Below are 24588 nucleotides of genomic sequence, written 5' to 3' on the forward strand. Positions count from 1 at the left end.
GCCTATAACATACGTTGTTTATTCAATAAAGAAAAAAGGGTGCTGGTGAAAACCAACACCTTTTTTTAAGGAGTAGATGCAATGATAAGACTTAAATATCCTAGACAATGGTTGGTACTGCTTTTGGGCTTTTTTTGGTGGATCAATTTGCCATTGTCTGTCAATAGTGCGGAATTACGATTTCAAGTAGCACCTCAATTTTCCGATAGTCAGGTGGCAGGTGCTGATAGTTTTTTTGATATAAATGCGGCGCCTAAAACGCAAGAAGATTTAGCTTTGGTGATCACAAATCCTTCCGATACGTCAGTGATCATTGACATCTCTGTACATACTGCATTTACCAATGTCAATGGTGTGGTAGAGTACGCTATGGATGCAGAAATCGCTGATCCGACCCTCACTTATTTCATGGAAGATTTGGTACGTTCCCCTGAAGCAATCACTCTAGCTGCCGGAGAACAACGGACAGTAGTATTGCCTTTAACTATGCCATCTGAAGCATTTGATGGTTATTTAGCCGGAGGGATTCGGATCCAAGAAATCATGGAAGACGAATCAACCAACGACAATGCGTTAACGATTCGGAATGAATTTGCCTATGTTCTGGGAATCCTTCTAAGCAATGAACGAGAGTCAATGATAGAACCAGATCTGGACCTTCTGAAAGTTTTTGCAGATCAATTAAATTATCGCAATGTGTTTAGTGCAACATTGCAAAATTATACGCCGGTATATATCAATCAGTTGGCAGTTACAGCTGAGATTCGCGCTGAAGGACAAACAGATGTCTTATACGAAAATCACGTGGAAGGGATGCAAATGGCACCTAATTCTCACTTTGATTTTCCGATTCCATTAGAAGGGGATCGCTTCCGCAGCGGAGACTATGTTTTGACGCTACATGCTCAATCAAAAGAGTATGAGTGGTCTTTTGATAAATCTTTTACTATTGAAACAGATGAAGCGCGTCAATTCAATCGGACGGATGTGAACATCAATGAACAGATAAATTGGTGGGCAGTCTTAGCAATTGCTTCACTTGCTGTCACACTTATTCTAACGGTTAGCATTCTTTGGAAGAGAAAGGAACGTGATGATGAAAAGAAAAATTAAGATCAGAATCGTAAGTCTCTGTCTTACCCTCTTGTTGATAGCCCCCTTTACTTTGGTTCAAGCGCAGCAAATCATAAGTGAATCAACTATTCCAGTTACTTCCGATTTGTTACAAGAGGCAGACATACCTTCTCCTATGATACACGAATCAACGATTGGATTAGAAATGCCTACTGAATTACTTGATAATAGAGGGGATGAAGATGGTTTTGATGAGATGCCAGCATATTTAACAGAGGATCTGTCTCAAAGTGAAAATCAAGATACAGCTTCTTTTGTAGAACCTGAACTTGATTTTCAGCCGGATGAAGCAGAACTTGATCTTCCATTTGCAGCGCCAGAAGAGATTGCACAAAATAGTGGGATGGAACGTGTGCAAACCAGTGCTGGTAGTTTTGTTGAATTGAAGGCTATCATTGACAATGCCATTGAACCCACGACAATCCAAGTGACGGCAGGCTTTGATTTTACGGAAGAGATTGTTATTGATGGAGGGAAAGAGATTACGATTCAACCGGACAACCCGAATAGCGAATACGAATTTGGACAAACATCGACTTCACTGTTGGCACGGCACTTCACTATACTTGAAGAGAGTTCATTGACCCTGGATAAAGGTATTGTACTGGTTGGGGATATCACAGGGGAAGGGCGATCTAGTGCTGTTATTGGTGGCGTACAATTGGGACGTGTCAATACTCCCTCAAGAGGAAGCTCGTTCATTATGAATGGTGCAACCATCAGAAATGTTGTTGCTCGAAGCTCAACTGATACTGGAGCAATCAATGTCAGAGATGGATATTTTCTCATGAATAATGGCACTTTAATAGACAATGAATCAAGGATACAAAGTGGCGGTGCGATCTATACGAGTGGCGCGGGCTATGTCCGCATACGTAATGGTTCTTTCTTTAATAATCGTGCGCTTGGAACAACAGGTGGTAGTGGTGGTGCGATATTTAGTTTGGGCGGTGCAACGATTGATGTGGAAGGTGGTACTTTCCAAGGCAATCATGCTGACGTCTATGGCGGTGCAGTAGGATATGCTTCCTTGTTGCCAGAGTCGAGAACTGAGATTTCGGGTGCAATATTTACGAATAATACTGCCGGCACTTATGGCGGTGCGGTCGGAGTACGTAATTTTCGACCAACAAGTATGGCCCTAACAGATTCAGTTGTGTTTAGCGGAAATCGTTTAACGGGTGCTGGATTTTTGACACCACCACTAAATGTTGAACAAGCTTATCCAAATCTTGCAAGCCGTAGTAGTTCAGTCCCTGAAGTCAGCCACCCGCTAAACAATTTTGATGTTGGATTTCTCACATCCACGCCTCCCGTCAGCCAATTAACAGTCATGACTGATCCGCCAAATTTCGAAAATATTGCCATTCAAGGACAAAATATACAATCGGGGCGTGCTTTTCAAGGTGTTCCAATCAGTCTCAGCGTTACTGAGGTCCAAGGCTATACTTTTGTTGGGTGGTCTGGCGGAGAGTTTATAGATGCCAGCCAATTGTCCACGGACTTGATAATGGGCAATACCAATACTACGGTCACCGCCCATTATAGACAAAATGCGTTGTTACGTGTATTTTTCCGAAACCAAGCTGGAGAGGATATTGAGACGCCCCTCACCATTACTGGTTTTGTGGGTGATCCATTCACGACAGAACCAATAACTAAAGAAGGCTGGGTTCTTTTAGGTATCCCGGATAACGCAAATGGTATTTTCGATGTAGAAAATGAGGTGATCTATACCTATGTTCCTGACAACGTGGTCCCTTTAGATCCCCTTGATCCTGAGGTTGAGTTTTTCCCTGATGGACATCAACAAATGGCGAAGACCGAGTTAGTCACGATTGATTTTCTCTCTCAATTTGCGTTTGGAAAACAAGCCTACTCTTTGTTTGATACGACTTTTTATGCTCAATTGCAAGGAGGTACAGATGCCGCGGGCCAACCTGATGCTCAGCGCCCCAACTATATTCAAATTTCCGATCGTCGTTTACCTCAAGATCAAGGAGGATGGCGTTTAACTGTTCGACAAGCAAGCAATTTTCGTCATACCACGGTTGATCACGAACTGACAGGAGCACAATTGAGCTTGCAAAACGGAACTATCATTGCACCGGGAAATGCGACGCCTCCTGGAATGTTTCGTTCGACAGTAAATATAAACCAGGCTGCAACCACTCTCATCACGGCAGATGCTGGTGAAGGACAAGGAACATGGCTTTATCGTATTGGTGACAACACGACAGGAGCTGAAAGTGTTCATCTGGATCTTGGTCAAAAGATTCCTAGAGAAGGCGTTTATACAGCCACATTTTAATGGCAGTTACAATCAGTTCCAGCAAATTAATCATTCGATTGTTTCGACACCATTTATTGGAAACCGACATTTCTGGAAAGCATCATATGTAAATGAGTTTATCTTGCAGATCATTTATTTGCTAAAATAGTTGACTTCAACCTACCTTGAAGACGTATTGTTGAGATAGGAGGGGATTGTGATGGCTATTGGGTTATGGATGATTTGTGGTTTGATTTATTTGTCCGCTTGTGCTGGCAACCAAAAAGAGGTTCAAATGAGTAGAGAGGATTTATGGACTACCGAAACATCAGTAACAGCACAAAGTGATGCGTCTTTTTCGCTCGCGGATCTACCAATCAATAGCAATTCATCTGAGATGTTTAAAGTAGAAATAAATGGTGCGATCTTTAACGCTTCATTTGTGGATAATCCCACAGCAAACGCTTTTCGTCGAATACTACCTGTATCATTGCTGATGACTGAGCTAAATGGAAATGAAAAGTATGGCACTTTGACTGATGTGATTCCTAATGATCATAGACCTGTCGATTCAATCAAAAACGGAGATATTATGTTGTTTGGAGACAATACGCTCGTTCTGTTTTATAAAAGTTTTCAGACAGGGTATCACTACACAAAGATAGGTTCAATCGATGATCCATCAAGGTTAGCAGAAATTGCGGGCCATGAACAAGTACTGATCAGATTTTCCTTATTAGATGACTAAATCGTATAGTCATTCACCTAGCAGCATAAAACCGCAGTGCATCAGCTTCTTGGATGCATTGCGGTTTTATTGATTCAACGTGTTGAAAGAACTACTGGTTTTCAGATGAACTTAAGACAACCATTGATTTAATGGTTTTTCGCTCTTGCATATCCGCATAGGCTTGATTGATATCATCAAACGGATAGGTTTGTGTAAAGACACGTCCGGGATCGATTGCTGCATCTAGTACAGCTTTTAGTAAGAATTGTTTATCATAAGTCGTGACTGAAGCCGAGCCGCCGGCAATCGAAATATTTTGTGCAAATGTCGATCCGATCGCCCGATTCTGATAATGAGGCACACCTACATACCCGATACGGCCACCATTATGCAGCACGCCCAAGGCTTGATCAAAGGCAGCTTCAGTTCCAACGCATTCAAGCGCTGCATCCGCACCACCACCAAGAATTTCCCGGACTTTGGCAATGCCTTCTTCGCCACGTTCTGCTACGATGGCAGTAGCCCCCGACTGAAGGGCCATTTCTTGTCGGTCTTTATGACGGCTCATCAGAACAATTTGTGAGGCACCACGCATTTTAGCAGCAATCACTGCACATTGACCCACAGCGCCATCTCCGATAACCACCACTTTATCTCCTTTTTCGACATGGGCACAACGCGCTGCGTGATAGCCTGTCGGCATCACATCAGCCAAGGTCAACAGCGATTTGATCATGCCTTCAGTGTAATCAGAGGGGTGCCCAGGGATTTTGATTAATGCCCAATTGCCAAAATGGAAGCGCACATATTCCGATTGAAAGCCATTTGACCAATTGGTTGATCCTTGATGACGGTCACAAGTACCATCAAAGCCTGCGCGACACGCATCACATTCACCACAACCATGAGTAAAGGGCACAATCACAAAATCACCAGGTTTGACACTTGTAATGGCCGAACCAATTTCTTCAACAATTCCCAGCGCTTCATGGCCATCGTTGACAGAATGCGGGGCCTTATTGTCTCCATGAGCATAAGACCATAAATCTGAGCCACAGACACAGGTCCGTACAATTTTGATGATCACATCATCCTCTTTTTGCAACTGAGGTTTTTCGACTTCTTGAACAGTTACTAATCCCGCTTTTTCAAAAATTGCAGATCGCATAAACATCCTTCTTTCGTATATAAGATAGTTTAAGTCTACTTGTTAAAGTCGACTTTAAGTCAAGAAGAAAGTTTATGAAAATGTGTACATCACTATGGGCATTTAATATGAAAAGCGGTATAGGGATAAAAGCAACCCAATCAAACTGCTCATCTGACTGTGTAGATGAGCGGAGAATCCAGATGAGAAAAATGCTAGTGGTCATTTGATACCAGCGAAGTCTGACCAAAATTATCACATAGGAATACTTGTATCCTAAGCATTTCATTTTTGGACAAGACACCTGATGCACGAAAAATCGGGAGATCATCTGGAGCGGGGAATGTCGCTTCTAACTTTCTAAAATGACTAGTAATGATCAGACAATCAAACGTCGTTTCATTTGTATAAGGCAAAATTCTGATTGGAAAGTCCACATCAACAAATGTTGCCAATTGTTGGCAATTGATTTGGCCATTCAAAGGATTCAATGGATCCAATACCCCAACTTTGACTGGTGGTATTGTGGCATTTTTGACAAGCAATGAGGCGCAATAGGCAATATTCGCGATCCAAAATATTTGTTGGCAATCATAAGAGAAATAGCGTCTTATTTTTTGTTTCTTTAGATAATGATGGACAGTTTGGTAATCATGCGCATCAAAGTACTTTCGCTCACAGAAGAAATTGTTTGCGACCCATCGATCAACTTCGGAGAATGTCCCTTGGAAATAGTATTGGCTAGCCGTAAACCAAATCATATGCTGTGCAATCACTGCACGTGTGGCCTCAGTAGGGATATAGCCAGTTGCAGTGAACAAACTGTTTGATAAAAGGAGGCACCCACGTCCTAAAGGGGTCGAATCTTGATTCGCGTCTAACCATACTTGTTGATACGGTGTCTGAATGTACGGCAGAATAAAGGAATGGAAGATATCGTATACCATAATCAGTTGCTCATTCGCTATATCAGATGCAAGTTGATAATCAGCCTGCTTGCGCAGTAACGCAAAGGTTGGTCTTATTTTTTGCAGATATTCTTGGGTGTACCCCTGCTTGACGGACAGCCGATGGTGAAAGATATCAACCAATATCGCTACTTTCTCACGATCCAACACAGTCATTTCAAGTTGAAAAGCATGGGTAAGCATTGAACATAGTTCATGAGTCAAAGGGTCATTTTTCTTGGTCAAACAGATTTTTTCTTCATAGGAGAGCCATAAGAAACAGAAGTAGAAAAAAACGATTTGTGCTTCACATCCGACTAACTGTCCTTTATGAATAGCTAATGAGAACTCTGCCAAAATCGTATTCAATTCGCTGATTCGTCGATAATAAGTAGCTGGACTTAACGAGATCGCAATTTCAGATTTTGGAGAAATTGAACCATTCTCAAATAGTGTCAGCATCATTTGATACTTGTCAGAGGACAACAAAAATGTATTCAAAACCTCAGCAATGGATATGTGATGGCTTAAATGAAAGGTGACAAGTTGAGGGGTGATTGTCAAGGCACAATCTTCTTTCTCAAAAAAATCCTGCAAATGTTTTTGCAATTTCTTTATGTATTTATTTGTTGTAGTCATTGTTATTTTTAATTTTTCCGATAGGGCATGGGGGGATGCAGGTCCCTCATGATATAACGATAACAATAAATCGTTCAGTTGACTATTCGGACTTTCAATAAAGTCAGAACGCAGCATGTAATCTTCCTTTCGATTGTAGAATCTGGCTTATTTATCCAGTATATCAAACGAAAGTGTGCAAACATAACAATACATTTGTTATTTTTATCAACATTTATTGTTTTATTCTCATTTTGTGAGAACTAGCATTTTAGTATTTTGATACATTTACTTTATAGTCAATGCTTTTGTTACAGGAAGGGAGGGGAATCCTATTGAGAAAGCTATTGATGGCGATTTGTTTTGATATGATTGATTTGGCTGTAGCAGCAAGTCATGGGATCGTTGTTTATGCAAAAAGCAATGGGGCGACCGTCGGTGGCATCGGACTGGTGGACAATAATCAACCAACGAAGCCAGTCAATTCCTTAAGTCCAGCTGAAACACATAATACCTTGAATGTCTGATGCAACGGGAATTGACCAAACCTGTTATACGGATCTTGACACAGGTTTAGTTGTCAATAAAAAATCCGCAACGGATTCTTTGCGACGATCACAGATGGAAACCTTGGTAAAGAAACAGCAACAAGCACTCGGAAAACGGCTGATGTGACGTTGATGATTCCAGCTGGCGATAGTCAAAGCTGGGAATTACAGCAACATGCTTACATGGGCATTGGCCACAGAACCGAGTGCCTAAGAACCACAACAAGACAAGGAGGAAACAATGATGAAAAAAGCAATTTTATCGGGCCTATTGGTATGTGGTGCAGTATTGTTTATGGTTCCAATGGTATATGCAGCAGATGCAACGACGGAAGGAACGATCACATTTACTGAAAACAATTCGAATACTTCGCCTGTAAATCCCCTAGATCCAGCTGAGGATTTTAGTGGAACCCTTACTACAAATACGACAACAGGAAGCGAAGGGGCACTCACACTAGATGTTATTCCAAACATTGATTTTGGAACACAAGAGATTTTTGCATCAGAGCATACTTACAAGGCAATTGTAGCAAGTGAAGAGTTAGAAAGTAATTACCTTCAGGTGACTGACAATAGAACGCTCTCAAGTGGGAAAGGGTGGACAATCACAGTATCAAATACCCAATTTACTTCAGATTCATCTACCTTAACTGGGGCAACATTGACAATTCCGGCGGGTGAAGCACGCAATAATTTAAACACGATATCTTCAGACATTGATACTACTAATTTTTTGACATATGAGGTAGCACTGACTGGAACAGGGACAGCGCAAACGATTTTTAAAACCGCTGATACAGCAGATGATATGACTGGTAAAGGTACTTCAACATCGACTTGGCCAGCTGCTAATGTCACGTTGACAGTACCTCAATTGACAGCGCAAGAAGGTAGCTATGCGTCAACCATCACATGGACACTGACAGCTGGAGCGACTACTTGATTATTAAGAGAATAGATTAAACATAGAGGAGAGAAGGGGAGACAATGCGTTATCTACATCATATTGGACTATGCTTACTGATTGCTTTCGGATTATACTATCTAACACCTGCAGTACAAGCAGAGGAAGCCGTAACCAATGGAGACATCAACTATAGTGTCCAAAAAATCCAACCTGAAGGAGCGATCAAGGAAGGCAGTTCGTTTTATGACTTACTCGTCTCTCCTGGTGATTTTAGAGAAATCCAAGCCAAAATCACCAATTCTGGCGAAGAGACGATCACTGTATACTCCGAAATTTTTACTACCTTTACCAATGCAAATGGAGAAATCAATTATACCTCAGCAGCGAAAACTTATGATAAAAGTTTAGCTTTCAAAATAAGTGATTTTGCGACTGTGGTTGCCTCAGACATCAAAGCTGAGATCCCGGCTGGAGAGACCCGTGTGGTGACTGCTCAAATTCACGTACCGGACGACATCGAAGATGGGGTGTATTTGGGCTCATGGTACTTTGAAAAAGAGCTTCAAGTCACAGAAGATTCCTCTCAAGAAGGTATCAGCATCAAGAATAAGTATTCTTATGCTGTTGCTGTCAAATTAACGGTCAATCAAGAAATAGACGCACCGAATCTTCATTTCGTCAATGTCACTACAGGACTGAAGGACTACCAAAAAGCTATTTTTGCCAATATTCAAAATGATCAACCGGCAATCGTAGGTAAGTTGTCTTATCAAGCAAAGATCATGAAAAAAAATAGTTATGATGTTCTTTATGAATCTAGTAGTGAAGGTCTGATGATGGCACCTAATTCAAATTATGCCTATCCCATCTTATTAGATGGAGATCAGATGACCGGCGGTGATTATACTCTTTACTTGACCGTCACAACGCAGGATGCCAAATGGGAGGAAACGACGTGGGAATGGCAAAAAGATTTTACGATCACTAATCAAGAAGCCGCTGCATTGAATGATGCGGCAATCAATGATCCAGAACCAGAATCAAAGGGATGGATTTGGCTGTTGATCGGTATTCTTACCTTGATCATCTTCCTTTTGATCCTGCTGCTGTTTCGGAGCAGAAGAGGGAAAATAAAGAGGTGAGGTATGTGAAACGTCTTTTTATCATGCTTAGTCAAAGAAGGATTTGTGCGTAGCCTTACGCATTGAAACGATTCTTATAGGTGGATTATTGCTGATTTATCGAAGGCAGGAGGTGGAAACGTATGAAAAAGCTCAATTATATACTGATTGTCATTAGTCTGATCGCATCTTATTTATTGATGCCAATAGTGGCTATTGCAACCGAGCAAGTTGTCAGTGACAGTATGGTTTTAAGTAGTCACGGGAACACGGAGATAGTCATTGATCAAGAGACCGCACGTTTGACATTTCAATTCGTCGATTCCACTCCAGTCATTGAAGAGGAATCTTTACTCGATGAAGAAATAACACCTGAAGAAAGAATCTATCAGATTTCTTTGCCAAAGGGGCTGCATTATACGGCTGAAGCGACGGATATTATCTATTTAGTGGAAGATACAGTAGTCATTTCCACATCTCAAGCCAATCAAGAAATTGAGTTTGCCTTAGATGTATCTTTTGAAGAACTGGCAGACAATACAGCGCTCTTTGTTCAGCGGACAGTCGATCAGACAAGCTATCAATCTGCAACGGTTACTATCACGAAGCACACGACAAACACGTCGTCCCCGCAGACAGACGACACAGAAAGTACTACAGGGGACCATTCAACAGCGACCAGTACCAGCAACACCGAAAATCCAACAGAATCAACAGTATCTGCCAGCAGCACTAGAACAGGCATCGCGGCAACTGCTGAAACAACAAGTACTGACTATGTGACGGAAACAACGGATAATTATGCAGAAATCACTAGTGAATCAACATGGTTTGAAGCTTTGGCAAACCCGGCTATAGAGATTATGGATATAACGGAAAATTTTACATTCTCAAAAAAGATTTATACCACTTATACTTCAAGTACTTTATTTGGCATCAATGACTATGCGAGGACGCTGTGGATTCGCGGAAATGGACATTTGGTTGATTTCAGATGTGGGAGCCATTGGCTGCCCAATAATGGCGCTTGGACAATCATTGTAGATGATTTGACCATCTATTCTGGCAATTACTATGGGATCTTTACAACTGAATCAAATCACTACTCCGGCACATCTTTGACCTTTAGAAATGTGACAGCCTATGGTACACAGATGTTTCATGCAATCAATGCATCTGTCACGCTTACAGGGAATATTCGATCAATCATTTTGGGTGGGAGCACGTATACTTCTCCTTTAGATCCGAGTACTACAGTTGATATTGTTTATAACAACTCAAATGCACAGAATTTTGACGCTAAAGATTTAACTATTGAGGCAAATAGTTATGTGGTTGCGTATGGATATGTCACGGGCAATTTATTAGTGCGTGGGAACTTGACAGTCGGAGAAGGTGCAACTGTTTTACTGAGCAGTTGGCGCGATGAAGTATGGGACGAAGATCCTCTTAATAATGGTGGGGTACCTCAGATAAGTACTGCACCGGTAGCGACAACTGGTGAATGTCCCGCTGCTTTGCACTTGATCGGCGGAGGAAGTATTGATTTGCAAACCAATAGCACAGTGATCATAGATCAAACTGCTGCTCGGCACTTTTCTGGGCTTTCACTCGCTAGCGCAAATTCTATATTGACTATAGCACAAGGTGCAAAGCTGGATATTCGCTGTGAGGGGAATTCGCATGGAAACGGCAACGGTTTAAATGCTGTTTTTTTGGGATCTGCTGCTCAAATCATTGTCGAGGATGGTGGGACATTCTTACTTTCATCGTTAGGTACTACTGGTGCAGGCGCTGCAATGTACGCGCCATACACTACTTCGATCACGGTCGGCAGCAAAGCCACCTTTGATGTTCAATTGGATGGCACTTCAGCAAAATATATTTTATATTTTGCTGGGATTTCAACAATCAATATCAATGATGCAAAAAATGTCAATCTTCAGTTCAACGAAGAACCGCATACCAATTCGATGTTGATTTATATGCCTTCAGGAAGTTACCTCAATGCTGACAATCAGAAAGTAAATGCCTGGGCGAGGGGGGCTGATCTGGATGATGCTTTACCTACTAATAGCTGGTCACCTATGTATCGTCTGAAAATCCCATATGCAGGATTGACGCGCACAAATACTTCAATTACCGGTAATGCGACTACTGAAACCATATTTAATGATTTTACTACTCACTACGATACGTGGCGCACGGATGGATTTCAGCGCCTGCAATTCACCTATATTGCTGAAGTCGAGGTAACCTTTGCTTCTACAGCGAATGATAATCCCAGTGATCAAGGCTCTCACATTGTTTCTGGAAAAGTTGCTGTTATTGATGTGGACGGCGTAGCAACAGCTGTTGAAAATGCCTATGTACGGATTTCAGAAGTGATGGAGAACAAAGCAACGAGTATAGCGATTGATCAAACGAAAAGCAGTAGGATTGCAAGTCCTGTCACAGCAACTGATAATGGTTCTGATTTGACGAATAATTTTACTGTGCTGACAGATCAAAATGGCGAATTTATATTTGATTTACGAACGATCAGCGGTCAAGAATCGAATGGGTTTACAGCAGGTAATCGCGTTCGAATTTATGCCTATTACGAAGGGAAAGCCGCCTATGCCTATGATCAGCTAGAAGAAGACGGGCAAGTTGTATTAGATAAGACAGCGCCAACTGCTGAGATTGTTCCCTATTACTTGGTCAAGGATAATAGCCTTCCAGAGAATTTTGACATTACTTCCTTAATAACAAACGTAGACGATTCTAATCCTAACAACACAACTTTTACTTATGATTGTGAAGCGGATTTAAACCATCAATATACGGACACAGGGTCCTATGAACTTCCAATCCTAATTACTGATGAGGCAGGCAATACCGCAACTATTACTAGTAAAATAACTGTCTATTCAACGACACCAATCATCACAGCGCAAAACTTTGGCTTATCGATAGAGACACTCAATGCAGCCTATACGAGCACCCAAGATGAACCTGCTTATATTAATACGTTATTATTGAATTATGGTTTGCCGAAAGTCACGATTATTTCTAATGGAAAGATGGAAACTTTTGATAAGGATGACGGGATGATCGTTGACTTAGATACCAATTTAGTCACAGCGCTTCAATCTGGTTTAACAGCGGACAATCTTGGGCAAACATTTGCTATCACTTATACACTGCCGGAAGATACAAGTACATTATATTCTGAGGCAATTCAAACAAAAGCAACCCTTACGATCACTAGTACGGATGGGGCAACTGCAAGCACAACTGCGCCTATCAATCCCGAGACCCTTAAAACTGCCGACACAGAAGCGGAGAATAGCGGGACGGGAAAAATGGGTGCCTTGACCCTCGATTATGTGCCAAGCACCTTTGACTTTGGCACAGTCCCATTCGAGTATGGCATCAATCTTTACTATGCACAGGCGAGTGAAACCTATGGAAATCAATGGATCCAAGTGACGGAAACCACGCCAACTGAAGCAGAAAGTGATATGGATGGATGGACCGTCAAAGCACGGCGCTCCTCATTTACTAATGGCTCAGAGACATTGGCGAATGATAGTACGATGTTATACATTCCGTTTGGTACAGCAAATAGCACAAGCACTGATCTTGTCAATTCATTGGTGGTAAATAGTTCAGGATCGAGTGCCAAGATCGGGCAAAAAATCACTGATGCTGAGGCAGCGGTTTTTAGTATCGATGAACATAGTGCAACGGGAACTGTCACCTCAGTAAAATATTGGGCAAGCGACAAAGTCGCATTGCAGATCAATGGGAAAGACAATAACATCGATGTCTCCTCAAGCAATACCGTCAGCTACCAATCAACGATTACATGGAGTTTGGTCAGCGAAGCAACGGAATAATCAGCGATAATGACATGTCATCAAAAAATGAACTGTTTGTTTTAGAACATGCTTCGAGGGTCGTTTTTACTACAAATAAAAACATATCTAGGTAACCAACCGGTCATCTGGATATGTTTTTTTGCGTTACCCAATAAAAAATTCAGTCAATGTTTTTGCAATCATTTTGGTCATTGGGTGGGTTTCGGTAAAACTGGAAGATAGGTAAATCGTGCGGCTCAATGGAAAGTCCGCAAGTTTACGCAAGACAAATGGTGCGTTTGGATCATACGCCCAAGTGATTTTGGGAAAGAAGGTAATACCGATCCCTTGGTTGATCAGTGACCGCAAGGTTGCTGGATCATCAGTCGTTGAACCAATCGTCAAAGCAATTTTCTTTGCTTCAAACGCTTCGTCGATCGTACGGCGCAATGGACTATTGGTCGTTAGCATCAATAAAGGCAAATGTTGCAGGTCGGCTACCAACAAATCATCTTTCACGGCCAATGGATGTTTCTTAGGCAATGCCAGCAGAATTGGTTCGGTGAAGATAGGCAGGTTTGTCAGTCCCGCTTTTGGCTCTGATGTAATGTAGTAAACCTGATCTTTACTATTTTCCGCAGTACCATGTTGTTTGATCGACAATTGGATCTCTGGGTGTTTTTCGACAAAAGTTCCAACGAGATTGGGCAGTGATACAGAGGCGACTTCGGAATAGATCGTGATGGAAGGCACCATTTCTTCATTTAGTGCTTGAATCGCAGCTAAACCTTGATCATATTGATCCAAGGTTTTTTTGACGTATGGATAAAATGCTTCAGCATATAGCGTCAATTCAATATTGCGGCCGGTGTGATAAAACAAGGGTACGCCTAACTCGCTTTCTAAATGTTTCATTGCTCGGCTTAAAGCAGGTTGCGAAATATACAACTCTTGGGCTGCTTGTGTGATGTTTTTTCGTTCTGCAACTTTTTTGAAGTAGTTTAAATGGTCAAGATTCATGGGACACTCCTTGATCCATACCTTTTGGTTATGGATTTTACTCAATTTGGTATTTTTTATTATAACAAACTTCCACTAAGATAACAGAGGAAAGAGAAATTGTATAGGAGGTTCTTCATGAGTACAGGTTTTTTATATCCCGGTCAAGGAAGTCAGACTGTGACAATGTTGCAAGACGTCCCCGCAGTGTACTTCAGGCAATTAGAAGCAGCCACTGGGTATCAGCTCCAAGATGCACAGGCACATCAGGAAGATACAGTCTACATTCAATTGGCGTTATTGGTCAAAGCGGCCTATTATACCGATCAATTGAAGGAAGCAAATGTATTTCCAGATGTGGTCGCAGGACATTCAATTGGCGCTTTTGGTGCTGCGATGGCATGTGACGCGCTGAGTTTTGAAAATGCTGCTAGTTTGGTTTATCATCGGGCCACACTGATGAAACAAGCCTATCCGCGTGATTATGCGATGGGTGTGATCGTCGGTTTGACCCGTAATGAAGCCGAAGCTGTGGTAGCTGAAAGTTTTGACCCTGCGTATCCGGTCTATTTGTCAAATGAAAATTGTCCGATGCAACATACCATATCTGGACATGTGGTTGGACTAGAAAGAACCTTGACACGTGCAAAAGCACACCATGCGCAAACAGCGAAACTTTTGGCAGTTCCTGTGCCCTCACACTGTATCTTGATGGCTGAAACCGTCAAAAAATTTACGCCTTTCATGCAGACGATCAACCTTGACCGACCATCATGTCCTTATATCAAAAATACGGATGGACGAATGACGATGGATCCTGATGAGATGCGTAAAGATCTCTTGCAAAACATTGCCTATCCTGTGCAATGGAACAAGATGATGGATGTCGCCAAAGAAGTGGGAATGGACTTGGCACTTGAATTTCCTCCTGGCAATACCCTGACAAAGCTGATTCATGCAAAGTTTGGTGAGAACAAAGCGATCCGTACGATCAATTTGGATCAACATGGCATGGATGATGCCTTATTCCTATATCAAAAGTGGAGATGAAAAAAATGGAAAAACCAGCAAGAAATTGGGCTAGTAAACGTGAAAAAAAAGCCCAAACAATGAAAAAAATCGAACATTTGCTTGATGGTAAATATGTACCAACTGCTTCGATCACTGAAGTACTAGAAACATTGATCCAACCAGGCGACAAAGTTGTCCTAGAAGGTGACAACCAAAAACAAGCAAGTTTTCTATCAAAAAGTTTAGAACAAGTAGACGCAACAAAAGTCAATCACTTACACATGATCATGTCAAGTATCTCTCGCCCAGAACATTTAACGATTTTCGAAAAAGGCATTGCTGCAAAAATCGATTTCTCCTATGCTGGCGCACAAAGTACCCGCGTGGCACAAATGATCGAAGACGGCACCATGAAACTAGGTGACATCCATACGTATCTTGAACTATATGGTCGTCTTTTTGTTGATTTGATTCCTAATGTTGTACTGGTTGCTGCTGATAAAGCGGACCGTCAAGGAAACCTATACACTGGTTACAATACAGAAGAAACACCAACGATCGTCGAAGCTTCAGCCTTCAAAGATGGTATCGTGATCGTTCAAGTCAACGAGATCGTTGATCAATTGCCCCGGGTGGATATTCCAAGTGACTGGATCGATGTCATTGTTTTGGCAGACCAACCTTATCAATTAGAAGCATTATTTACCCGTGATCCGCAAAACATTACCGAATTACAAATTTTGATGGCAATGATGGCGTTGAAAGGTATCTATGCTGAACATGAAGTCCAATCATTGAACCATGGGATTGGATTCAATACAGCTGCAATCGAATTGTTATTGCCAACGTATGGCGAAACATTAGGGATTAAAGGAAAAGTTGCCAAGAACTGGGTCTTAAATCCACATCCAACTATGATTCCTGCAATTGAATCAGGCTGGGTCGAAAGTATCCATAGCTTTGGCGGCGAAGTCGGGATGGAAAAATATATCGCAGCACGTCCAGATGTCTTTTTCGTAGGGAAAGATGGCACTATGCGCAGTAATCGGGCATTGTCACAAACGGCTGGTCAATATGCGATTGATATGTTCATTGGTTCAACCTTGCAATTGGATTATGAAGGAAACTCTTCAACTGTTACAAAAGGCCGCTTATCAGGTTTCGGGGGCGCGCCAAATATGGGACACAATCCTGGTGGACGTCGTCATTCAACACCAGCTTGGCAATCTTTGCGGGATGAAAATGATCCTTTAGGCAAAGGCCAAAAATTGGTTGTCCAAATGGTTGAAACCTATGGATCAAACAAAAAACCAGTGTTTGTTGAAACATTAGATGCGTTAGCCGTTCAAGAACAAGCAGGATTAGCCAATGCACCAGTGATGATCTATAGCGAAGATACCACTCACATCGTGACTGAAGAAGGGATCGCATATTTATATAAAGCAACTTCTAAAGAACAAAAACAAGCTGCAATTGCTGCAATTGGCGGTGTGACACCTCTTGGTTTGACAAGTACCAAAGAATCATTAGATGCATTGCGTCAAGCGGGTATCGTGAAATTACCTGAAGATCTTGGTATTAAACGCAGCGATGCAAAACGTTCGTTGCTGGCTGCTCAAACTGTCGATGATTTGATTGAATGGTCTGATGGTTTGTATGAACCCCCAATGAAATTCAGAACATGGTCATAAAGGAGAGAATGACGAATGGAATCTTTATCATATACCTATAAAACAACGCAACCAATCACCAAAAAAGTACATGTCGGCGTGGTTGGCTCTGGCGATTTAGAAATCTTGCTTTTCCCAACTAAAAAAGCAGAAACATCAGTCAAAATCTGTACAGGCAGCGATGGTTTTGGAGACGTGTGGCAAAATGTATTGACCCGTTTCTTTGATCGTTATCCAATTTCTGCTGATATCGTTATCAATGATTTCGGCGCAACACCCGGAGTTGTCTACTTGCGTTTGACTCAAGCAATGGAGGAACTTTCAGATGAAAAATAGTTTTGTAGAATTGAATGCCCGTGAACGGGTACAAGCTTTATTGGATGAAGGTAGCGGCCGTGAATTGATCGATCCTTTCGATCAAATGATTGCACCAAACCTCGTTGCCCAAGATATCGTTCCGCAAAGTGATGATGGGATCGTCGTATCCCGTGGAACGATCGATGGCAAATCTGTTGTCATGATCGCTATGGAAGGCAAATTTCAAGGCGGCGGTATCGGTGAAGTCTCTGGTGCCAAGATCATTGCTGCCTTGACCCATACTTTAGAAGAAAACAAACAAGGAAACGTCGTTTATCCAATCATTGTTTTGGATACAGGTGGTGTCCGCTTGCAAGAAGCAAACTATGGTTTACTATCTATTTCTGAAATCGGCAATCTAATTGTTGCGTTGAAACAATACGTGCCTGTGATTGGACTAGTCCCTGGTCGTGTCGGTTCATTTGGCGGGATGTCTATTACTTCTGCACTTATGAGCTACTTGATTGCAACGAAGAAAGCACGGATCGGTTTGAATGGACCTGAAGTAATCGAGCAAGAAGCCGGCGTGCGTGAGTTTGACGCAAGCGACAAGGATTTGATTTGGAATACGATCGGCGCACGTCAACGGTTAGAAGCCCAAATCATCGATGAATTGGTGACAGATAGTATTGAAAACATGAAAGCCGCTGTAATTGCAGCCATCAATGAAAGAAAAGACAGTCATCGCAGCGAAAATGCTGATTTCTATCTATCTTTATTATCAGACTTAGACTTGTCAAAACCAATGACGATTGAAACATATAACCAAGCATTGGCAGCACACGAAGGCCACACTGTTCCAACAGTTGCGGTGAGTGAAGGAACACAAGATGCTTCAGATAGTGTCGGCTACCAATGGTTTGCTGCTTTGACTGGATTTGCACATCCAACTTCAACCAGTGCCACGGTCTATGCTGCACCTTCGAAAAAATTTGCTGAAGAAGTGATCGTTACGTCTATCGTACCAAATCATGAAAATGCTATGTATCGTGTCCGTAACGGTGAGGTAGGTTTAGTTGAGGGTTTTGAAATGGGCCATTTACTGGAATCTATTTACCAAGAAGACCAAAATAAAGCAGTGAAACGCCCAATCGTCGTCGTCATCGACGTGCCTAGTCAAGCCTATGGGTATAACGAAGAATTGATTGGGATTCACGTGGCCCTAGCCAATAGTGCAGCAGCGTATGCCAAACTACGTCAAGCCGGACACCCTGTGATTGGATTTATCGCTGGTAATGCCATTTCAGGCGCATTCTTAGCCCATGGTTTACAATCAAGTCGCTTGATTGCATTAAACAGTTCTGCCATCACAGTGCAAGCCATGTCTAAAGAAAGTGCAAGTCGCGTCACCAAACGTTCCATTGCAGCGATCGAAGCCGCTGCTGAGAAAGTACCAAGTATCGCTTACGATATCAACAACTATACTAAGCTAGGTGCTATCTATACTTTCTTAGATACGATCACAGATCAAGAAACAAGCGCAGACCACGTAGCACAAGTTATTGCAGCTATCAACGATGCCATTGCCGATGTACGAAAAACCAATGATACGATGTTGACGAATCGCTATACCAATGACATTGCAGTTGCTGGTGGTCGCTTGCAAACAAACAAAGTTTTTGCACGTATGAATGAAGAATGGAATGATTAAACAGCTATGAATCGAGCCCACGATATTGTCTTGTTAGAAAAAGAAGTTCTCGACACCTTTGATGTTCCTGAATGGTTTCAACCATCGAAGGTGATATACGCAACTGTCCGTCGTGGCATCCCTACCAACCCCAGCTATTTGCCTGTTGGGTTGCGGGGAACTGCAAGGGCACAAAGGTTTGGTTTTGAAGCACCATGCAATATGATCAAACGAACGATTCACCCTTGGGATCTTATTTATAAAGAAAGTTTCCGCAAACAAGCAATCGCGGACTTTCCTGCTTATCGTCAATATCGTGAAGCTCGCTCATTGTTGCGTGACTGCAACTGGGGAGTTGGCGGCAGTCTGGGGTTTGAATTGGCCACACAACAACCAACAGTCAATGAAAGCAGCGATTTCGATTTGTTGCTGTATGCTGATGAACCAGCAAGGATTCCTTACACTATCCTGCGAGAAAATCATGCATTTTTCGACAAATTAGACACACAAGTGATCACACCTAAGGGCGGCTTTGCCTTGAAAGAGTATCTTCGAGATCCAGAGAAGAAAATTTTACTCAAAACAGACGAAGGGCCAAAACTCACCACTGAGCTTTGGTAAATATAAGAAAAGTGAGCGGAAAATATGTTCGAGAATAAAGAATTAAAAATCAATATCAGTGATTTCCAGAAAGTCTTTGCAGTCACTGCGGTCATGATGCAAACTATTTTAACTTTTGCATTGGCAAATACCCATGACGAAAAAACCGCAGCCTTTATTGGTACCTTTTATGTGCTGGTCAAGTTCACTGCACCGTTGTTCATTTTTGCAATTGTTTATAATATGGTCAAGACAAGTCAACATGTAACTTACTTTGAATTTTTGAAAGAGAAATTTTTCGAATTGGTTGTACCTTATGTTTTATGGACAACGGCTTATCTGTGGTTATTCCCAGCTGTACAACAAGCACAACCCTATACTGACATGGCTTCCTTCTTATTGAAATATGTCACAGGGGACGGGGCGCCTCATTTGTGGTATACCGTGATGATGCTGCAAATCCAATTATTGATGCCATTCTTTGTTTGGTTAGGTTATAAAGTGTTCACCAACAAAAAAGCAGTATGGCCCGTCTTGGTGATTGCCACAGTATTGTACGTTGCTTGGTACGTTTTTTATCAAACACAAGTCTATGCTGGTCCGCATCATGACAATTGGTATTTATTGGATCGTTTTGTCTTTAGCTTCATGATTTATGGGATTTATGGTGAAGCAGCTTTAATGTACCATGAAGCGGTCTATAAATTTTTATACAAGATTCGGTTTGCACTATTGCCAGTTGGATTGGCATTGGGACTCGCATCGGCCAATCAATTAATGACCTATACCGGCGATGTGACATTTGCCCACGCGCCGTATCTGAATACATTACAAAGTCTGTATAGTTTGGTCGTGATCATGGGCGTCTTTATGTTCGGTTCAACCATGATCCAAAAGCAATCAACGATGCTGCCTAAATTCAAATGGCTGTCAACCTACGCTTACCGCACATACTTAGCCAATGTCTTTGTTTTTCAAGTATTGTTGCTTTGTTTTAAATCATATCTTTTGCAATTGCCGATCGGCATCATGATTCTAGTTGCTTATTTGGCCACTGCAAGTTGCGCCTTTTTATTAAGCTACATTTTGCATGTGCTTTGGGAAGCAGTCAAAGGGATCGTTAGGAAATAGAAAGAGGAGAATATCATGGGAAGAACAGCAAATGACCTGTGTCATCAATTGGCGCAATTAGTCGAAACAGCCTTGATCGATGAAGTCGAACTTTCACCCAAACCTGGTTTGGTGGATGCATTTTCTACTGGTGCACATACAGATATGGACCATGTGCTATTTATTCGTTCCGCGCAGTCATTGACACCTTTCTTTGAAGAAATGGCTAAAGCAGCTTGGGGCCAACCTATGTCACAAGCTTTACGAGAAACGATTGCTGAAATCGGCCGTCGCGCAGAAACAGCGATGCTTGTAGCGACTGGGGGAGTCAATACCCATAAAGGCGCCATTTGGGCGCTTGGTTTGTTGATCAGCGTGGTCAGCAGTCAATTCAGTCGTCAACAAGTGTTTTTCCCAAGTATTTTCTCTGATGTACAACAACTTGTAGCTTTTCCTGACCGTCAAATACAGGCTGGATCTGCTGACAGCCATGGCAAAACCGTCCAAAAGAAATATGGACTTCAAGGCGCTTATGGGGAGGCCGCTGCTGGATTTCCGCATGTACAGCGTGCCTTAGCAGATTTTTGGTCGCGTGACATACCTGATTCAGACGAAAAACGGTTGCATATGCTTTTAGCCATCATTGCTTCATTGGATGACACATGTATCTTATACCGTAGCAACCAGCAAGTGTTGACCCACGTACAGATGCTTGCAGCTAAAGCCAACAGCCAATCGTTGCCAAACGCGGATTTTGAACAATTACACATGCTTTGTTTAACACAAAATGTCTCACCAGGTGGTAGTGCAGATCTATTAGCAGCAAGTTTCTTCTTGCTTTCTATTGCATCTGTCCTCCCAAAAAATCATCAAGAAGTACGAATAAGTGAATGAAGCGTCCTTAGAAAGTAGCGGTTTGATAGCTGCATCTTTCTAAGGATGTTTTTTTAGGAAAATAAATTGACTTGCTCATGATAATGGTCAATAATGGGGTAGTTCTTAGAAGAAAATGAACGGATCACATGTAAAATTCGTGGTCAATCAAAAGGAGTTTCCAATGAAATATTATCGCGCGTTTATCCAAAATATTGCACTAAGACGTTGGACAGTCTTATTTCTGCTAGCCGTCTTGCTTTACCTGTTTCGTCGTCTGATGACGATCATTTTGCTGACATACATCTTTTCGTACTTGGTTTTTAAAATCGTTTTTTTGATTCATAAAAAAACTAAACTATCCATGAAACTCACCAGTGTCCTCACCTATGAAATCATTGTGACATTTCTATATTTGGTCATTACGAATTATGTACCCATTATTATTGAGCAATCGATTCAGTTGATCAATTCAGTGACTAGTTTTTATCAGAAGTCCGATTCAAGCAATGAGTTGGTAGAATCGCTATTAAATTTTATCCAGACCAGTGATTATCTGCAAAAACTGCAGAACGGTGTTGTAGTTGTCATCAATTATTTATACAATTTTGGCGAGTTGGCCTTAACAGTAGTTATCTCATTCTTGTTAAGTTTTTTCTTTATGGTCGACAACAAACGAACCGTGGCTTTCTCAAAACTATTCTTTCATGGCAGTGGCGCTTGGTTCTTTGAAGATGTCTACTATTTAGGCGCTAAATTCACACGGGCATTTGGCAATGTTATCGAAACGCAATTGGTGATCGCCTTGGTCAATACACTGATTACGGTACTTGCATTAGCTGCTATGGGCTTTCCGCAATTAATGAGTTTGGCGCTGATGATATTCTTTTTAAGTTTGATTCCTGTAGCCGGTGTCATCATTTCTTGTATTCCATTGACTTTCATTGCTTATTCGGTTGGGGGACTGAATGATGTTCTTTATATACTGCTGATTATCATTTTTGTCCATGCATTGGAATCATACGTATTAAATCCTCGATTGATGGCAAATAAAACAGAAATACCCATGTTTTATACCTTTATCATCTTGTATTTAAGTGAACATCTTTTTGGCGTTTGGGGTCTGATCATTGGGATTCCATTATTTACGTTCCTGTTAGATTTGATGAAAATCAAAGAGATTCCTGGTATTAAAAGAATGATCACACCAAAATCCTAATTGTTATATTCAAAAAAAGGAAAAGAAATACGCCTTGACCGACTCCAAAAACATCCATTTTTGGGGTCGGTTTTTCTGTAGGTGACTTCTTTTCCTTTTATTCTGTATAACGTTATTGGCTGTTCATAGTCAGTGAAAGGCGAGATTTGTATTTGTGTAATTGTCGTGTTGCCAAGACATCTTTTAGCTTCAAAAATTGGTTTTCAACAGCCAAATAATCATAGTGAAAAACTGGTCTTGTATCATGTTCTGGATAAAAACTATGGTGAGGAATCACAAGCAAATCAATTTCTTCTTGGGCATGATAAGGACAAAGCGTCACATAAGGATGTTGTGTAAAGAAATTATAAAGTGGCAGCATCGTTATGAAGTTGTCTTCAGCAATGATGGCCACGGATAATTTTTGTTGACGAACTGCGTCATTTACAGAAGGCCACAAGAAATAGGTGAATAAATGCGCCAACACATCTAAATGATCCTCTAAAAAAGTATATTTTTTTCTGCGAGAAATCCGTTTTAAGTAACTGAAACAGTAGTGGTACAAATGTTCAGATAACGGCTCATTGATCTGCCAATTTTTTTTCAATAATAAGAATATCAGTGGCGGCGCATCATTTAAGACGACGCAAGTACTAAAGACACTGGTCATATTGGCGATGATCACATCATAATTTTTTGGTCGATCATCAGGTAAAAATATCGCAGCAATCGTATTTGCTAGGTCTTCGATAATGGTAAAAGGCTCGTAGCGTTGTTTTGACCAAAGTCTAAACATATCGAACACTTCTGTTTCCTGATGAATGTAAATAGCCCCAGAATACAAGATAAAATAGAAGCTTGTTTCCTCTGCAGTTAAATACATCGTCGGACAGTTCTTCTTTAAATATGAATATAATTTGTCACGTTGGGGATCCATAAAAGATTCGGGTAGTACAAGTACCCATGAAGGGATGGACTCCTTGATAAAGTAGCCAGAGGTTCTGCGAATGTGGCCGATTTTTAAACACAATTCAAATTTTTGTTTATTCCCAACAGTGGTCACTGAATCGAAAGTATCACACAGTTCATCTATCAAATCGTTCAATTCGCCATCTTCCAGAGGATATTCTTCAATCATATGCGGTTTTAAAAACCAGAAGATGTTGCAAAAAAAATAGCGGATAGCCAGTTCAGAACCGACCAATTCCAATTGGTTGATGTTGAATTGAATGTGAAAGGGCGCTAGGATCTCCTTTACCACACTAAGTTTACGAAAAACAGTTGCCCGACTTAAAAACTGTTCTGCGCAAAAATCTTTGATACCCGCATCAGGTGACAATAGCATCGTATAAAAAGCTTGTGCCACCAATGAATGTTCCAAGAGGTACTGACGATAATGATGAACATCAGGAAAAATAGATTCTTCAAAACAACGGGTCAAAGAAAATGCCGCACCAGTTAAATCAGCAAGATCCAATTCTATCTCTTGAATCAAAGGAAGAATCGTTGACTCAGAACATTTCGTACGCGCTTTCAAAGAAGGGAGATCGATTTTTTTTAAGGTGGCTATTTCCTGATAGATAACTAATTTTCTTACGTCTCGCTTTTCTAAAAAAAGGTCGATCCACATGATGAGTGCTCCTTTATGGTCGTCTGATAATTTATTCACATTAGAAAATACAGTGTAAACTAGCAAACTTTTCTTACTTAAAGTGTACCATAGTGTAATTATGGATTCTAGATTTAATTTAATACAGAATAGATATAAATAAGAGTTATTTAGATTAAAATAATTCAGTCTCAATATTTTTTTATAAATGAGATATAGATGAGATTTATTTTCGTCTATATCTTTTTTTCTTCACGTT

At 41.2% G+C, this 24588-nt stretch carries 19 protein-coding genes; 15 read left to right on the forward strand and 4 right to left on the reverse strand.

The window, feature by feature from the left end; genetic code table 11:
• The first annotated feature begins 81 nt into the window (after positions 1-81).
• The 3 genes from IGI41_RS06950 to IGI41_RS06960 all read left to right on the forward strand — a co-directional run bounded on the left by IGI41_RS06950 (position 82) and on the right by IGI41_RS06960 (position 4154).
• Positions 82-1113 (forward strand): DUF916 and DUF3324 domain-containing protein, encoded by a 1032-nt coding sequence (locus IGI41_RS06950; protein ID WP_430612560.1) that lies wholly within the window; start codon positions 82-84, stop codon positions 1111-1113.
• Positions 1114-1249: 136 nt separating this feature from the next.
• Positions 1250-3445: a WxL domain-containing protein gene (locus IGI41_RS06955; RefSeq protein ID WP_430612562.1), complete on the forward strand. Its 2196-nt coding sequence runs from the start codon at positions 1250-1252 to the stop codon at positions 3443-3445.
• Between the two features lie 181 nt (positions 3446-3626).
• The gene (locus tag IGI41_RS06960) at positions 3627-4154 is read left to right on the forward strand and encodes a cyclophilin-like fold protein (RefSeq protein ID WP_430612564.1); all 528 of its coding nucleotides are present in this window, start codon (positions 3627-3629) and stop codon (positions 4152-4154) included.
• Positions 4155-4245: 91 nt separating this feature from the next.
• Here IGI41_RS06960 and IGI41_RS06965 read toward each other — a convergent pair whose 3' ends face one another.
• Together IGI41_RS06965 and IGI41_RS06970 are read right to left on the reverse strand one after the other, a co-directional pair.
• Positions 4246-5304 (reverse strand): zinc-binding dehydrogenase, encoded by a 1059-nt coding sequence (locus IGI41_RS06965; RefSeq protein WP_430612566.1) that lies wholly within the window; start codon positions 5302-5304, stop codon positions 4246-4248.
• A gap of 194 nt (positions 5305-5498) precedes the next feature.
• Positions 5499-6986 (reverse strand): helix-turn-helix domain-containing protein, encoded by a 1488-nt coding sequence (locus IGI41_RS06970; protein ID WP_430612568.1) that lies wholly within the window; start codon positions 6984-6986, stop codon positions 5499-5501.
• A gap of 197 nt (positions 6987-7183) precedes the next feature.
• On the opposite strand from IGI41_RS06970, the gene IGI41_RS06975 reads away from it, so the two are divergent.
• The 4 genes from IGI41_RS06975 (at position 7184) to IGI41_RS06990 (ending at position 13311) form a co-directional block, all read left to right on the forward strand.
• Positions 7184-7375: a hypothetical protein gene (locus IGI41_RS06975; RefSeq protein ID WP_430612570.1), complete on the forward strand. Its 192-nt coding sequence runs from the start codon at positions 7184-7186 to the stop codon at positions 7373-7375.
• A gap of 265 nt (positions 7376-7640) precedes the next feature.
• Positions 7641-8342, forward strand: a complete 702-nt coding sequence (locus IGI41_RS06980; protein ID WP_430612572.1) for a WxL domain-containing protein — start codon at positions 7641-7643, stop codon at positions 8340-8342.
• Positions 8343-8386: 44 nt separating this feature from the next.
• Positions 8387-9448, forward strand: coding sequence for a DUF916 and DUF3324 domain-containing protein (locus IGI41_RS06985; RefSeq protein WP_430612574.1), 1062 nt, complete (start codon positions 8387-8389; stop codon positions 9446-9448).
• Between the two features lie 122 nt (positions 9449-9570).
• Entirely contained in the window at positions 9571-13311 is a 3741-nt protein-coding gene (locus IGI41_RS06990) for a pectate lyase-like adhesive domain-containing protein (protein ID WP_430612576.1), read from the forward strand.
• Positions 13312-13437: 126 nt separating this feature from the next.
• On the opposite strand, the gene IGI41_RS06995 is transcribed toward IGI41_RS06990, so the two are convergent.
• Positions 13438-14292 carry a LysR family transcriptional regulator gene (locus tag IGI41_RS06995; RefSeq protein ID WP_430612578.1) on the reverse strand — a complete coding sequence of 285 codons (855 nt, stop codon included), beginning with the start codon at positions 14290-14292 and terminating at the stop codon, positions 13438-13440.
• Between the two features lie 117 nt (positions 14293-14409).
• On the opposite strand from IGI41_RS06995, the gene IGI41_RS07000 reads away from it, so the two are divergent.
• From IGI41_RS07000 to IGI41_RS07035, 8 genes are all read left to right on the forward strand, one after another.
• Positions 14410-15321 carry an ACP S-malonyltransferase gene (locus IGI41_RS07000; RefSeq protein WP_430612580.1) on the forward strand — a complete coding sequence of 304 codons (912 nt, stop codon included), beginning with the start codon at positions 14410-14412 and terminating at the stop codon, positions 15319-15321.
• A gap of 5 nt (positions 15322-15326) precedes the next feature.
• Positions 15327-16973 (forward strand): malonate decarboxylase subunit alpha, encoded by a 1647-nt coding sequence (mdcA, locus tag IGI41_RS07005; RefSeq protein WP_430612582.1) that lies wholly within the window; start codon positions 15327-15329, stop codon positions 16971-16973.
• 15 nt (positions 16974-16988) lie between these two features.
• Positions 16989-17288 carry a malonate decarboxylase subunit delta gene (locus IGI41_RS07010; RefSeq protein WP_430612584.1) on the forward strand — a complete coding sequence of 100 codons (300 nt, stop codon included), beginning with the start codon at positions 16989-16991 and terminating at the stop codon, positions 17286-17288.
• Positions 17278-18960: a biotin-independent malonate decarboxylase subunit beta gene (gene mdcD, locus IGI41_RS07015; protein WP_430612586.1), complete on the forward strand. Its 1683-nt coding sequence runs from the start codon at positions 17278-17280 to the stop codon at positions 18958-18960. The genes IGI41_RS07010 and mdcD overlap by 11 nt, the downstream gene beginning before the upstream one ends.
• Positions 18961-18966: 6 nt before the next feature.
• Positions 18967-19560 (forward strand): malonate decarboxylase holo-ACP synthase, encoded by a 594-nt coding sequence (locus IGI41_RS07020; protein WP_430612588.1) that lies wholly within the window; start codon positions 18967-18969, stop codon positions 19558-19560.
• A 24-nt stretch (positions 19561-19584) separates the two neighbouring features.
• A complete protein-coding gene (locus IGI41_RS07025; protein ID WP_430612590.1) occupies positions 19585-20670 on the forward strand; it encodes an acyltransferase family protein in 1086 nt (361 codons plus the stop codon).
• Positions 20671-20685: 15 nt separating this feature from the next.
• Entirely contained in the window at positions 20686-21543 is an 858-nt protein-coding gene (locus tag IGI41_RS07030; protein WP_430612592.1) for a triphosphoribosyl-dephospho-CoA synthase MdcB, read from the forward strand.
• A gap of 163 nt (positions 21544-21706) precedes the next feature.
• Entirely contained in the window at positions 21707-22741 is a 1035-nt protein-coding gene (locus tag IGI41_RS07035; protein WP_430612594.1) for an AI-2E family transporter, read from the forward strand.
• Positions 22742-22853: 112 nt separating this feature from the next.
• On the opposite strand, the gene IGI41_RS07040 is transcribed toward IGI41_RS07035, so the two are convergent.
• Positions 22854-24350, reverse strand: a complete 1497-nt coding sequence (locus IGI41_RS07040; protein ID WP_430612596.1) for a helix-turn-helix domain-containing protein — start codon at positions 24348-24350, stop codon at positions 22854-22856.
• Positions 24351-24588 lie beyond the last annotated feature (238 nt).

Origin of the sequence: Enterococcus sp. DIV0876, from assembly GCF_050529585.1 — a bacterium.
Classification (GTDB): Bacteria; Bacillota; Bacilli; order Lactobacillales; family Enterococcaceae; genus Enterococcus_D.

Bases quoted from the DNA above. Each gene is read 5' to 3' on its own strand.
- IGI41_RS06950 (WP_430612560.1), top strand. From the start codon at position 82: ATGATAAGACTTAAATATCCTAGACAATGGTTGGTACTGCTTTTGGGC.
- IGI41_RS06955 (WP_430612562.1), top strand. From the start codon at position 1,250: ATGATACACGAATCAACGATTGGATTAGAAATGCCTACTGAATTACTT.
- IGI41_RS06960 (WP_430612564.1), top strand. From the start codon at position 3,627: ATGGCTATTGGGTTATGGATGATTTGTGGTTTGATTTATTTGTCCGCT.
- IGI41_RS06965 (WP_430612566.1), bottom strand. From the start codon at position 5,304: ATGCGATCTGCAATTTTTGAAAAAGCGGGATTAGTAACTGTTCAAGAA.
- IGI41_RS06970 (WP_430612568.1), bottom strand. From the start codon at position 6,986: ATGCTGCGTTCTGACTTTATTGAAAGTCCGAATAGTCAACTGAACGAT.
- IGI41_RS06980 (WP_430612572.1), top strand. From the start codon at position 7,641: ATGAAAAAAGCAATTTTATCGGGCCTATTGGTATGTGGTGCAGTATTG.
- IGI41_RS06985 (WP_430612574.1), top strand. From the start codon at position 8,387: ATGCGTTATCTACATCATATTGGACTATGCTTACTGATTGCTTTCGGA.
- IGI41_RS06990 (WP_430612576.1), top strand. From the start codon at position 9,571: ATGAAAAAGCTCAATTATATACTGATTGTCATTAGTCTGATCGCATCT.
- IGI41_RS06995 (WP_430612578.1), bottom strand. From the start codon at position 14,292: ATGAATCTTGACCATTTAAACTACTTCAAAAAAGTTGCAGAACGAAAA.
- IGI41_RS07000 (WP_430612580.1), top strand. From the start codon at position 14,410: ATGAGTACAGGTTTTTTATATCCCGGTCAAGGAAGTCAGACTGTGACA.
- mdcA (WP_430612582.1), top strand. From the start codon at position 15,327: ATGGAAAAACCAGCAAGAAATTGGGCTAGTAAACGTGAAAAAAAAGCC.
- IGI41_RS07010 (WP_430612584.1), top strand. From the start codon at position 16,989: ATGGAATCTTTATCATATACCTATAAAACAACGCAACCAATCACCAAA.
- mdcD (WP_430612586.1), top strand. From the start codon at position 17,278: ATGAAAAATAGTTTTGTAGAATTGAATGCCCGTGAACGGGTACAAGCT.
- IGI41_RS07020 (WP_430612588.1), top strand. From the start codon at position 18,967: ATGAATCGAGCCCACGATATTGTCTTGTTAGAAAAAGAAGTTCTCGAC.
- IGI41_RS07025 (WP_430612590.1), top strand. From the start codon at position 19,585: ATGTTCGAGAATAAAGAATTAAAAATCAATATCAGTGATTTCCAGAAA.
- IGI41_RS07030 (WP_430612592.1), top strand. From the start codon at position 20,686: ATGGGAAGAACAGCAAATGACCTGTGTCATCAATTGGCGCAATTAGTC.
- IGI41_RS07035 (WP_430612594.1), top strand. From the start codon at position 21,707: ATGAAATATTATCGCGCGTTTATCCAAAATATTGCACTAAGACGTTGG.
- IGI41_RS07040 (WP_430612596.1), bottom strand. From the start codon at position 24,350: ATGTGGATCGACCTTTTTTTAGAAAAGCGAGACGTAAGAAAATTAGTT.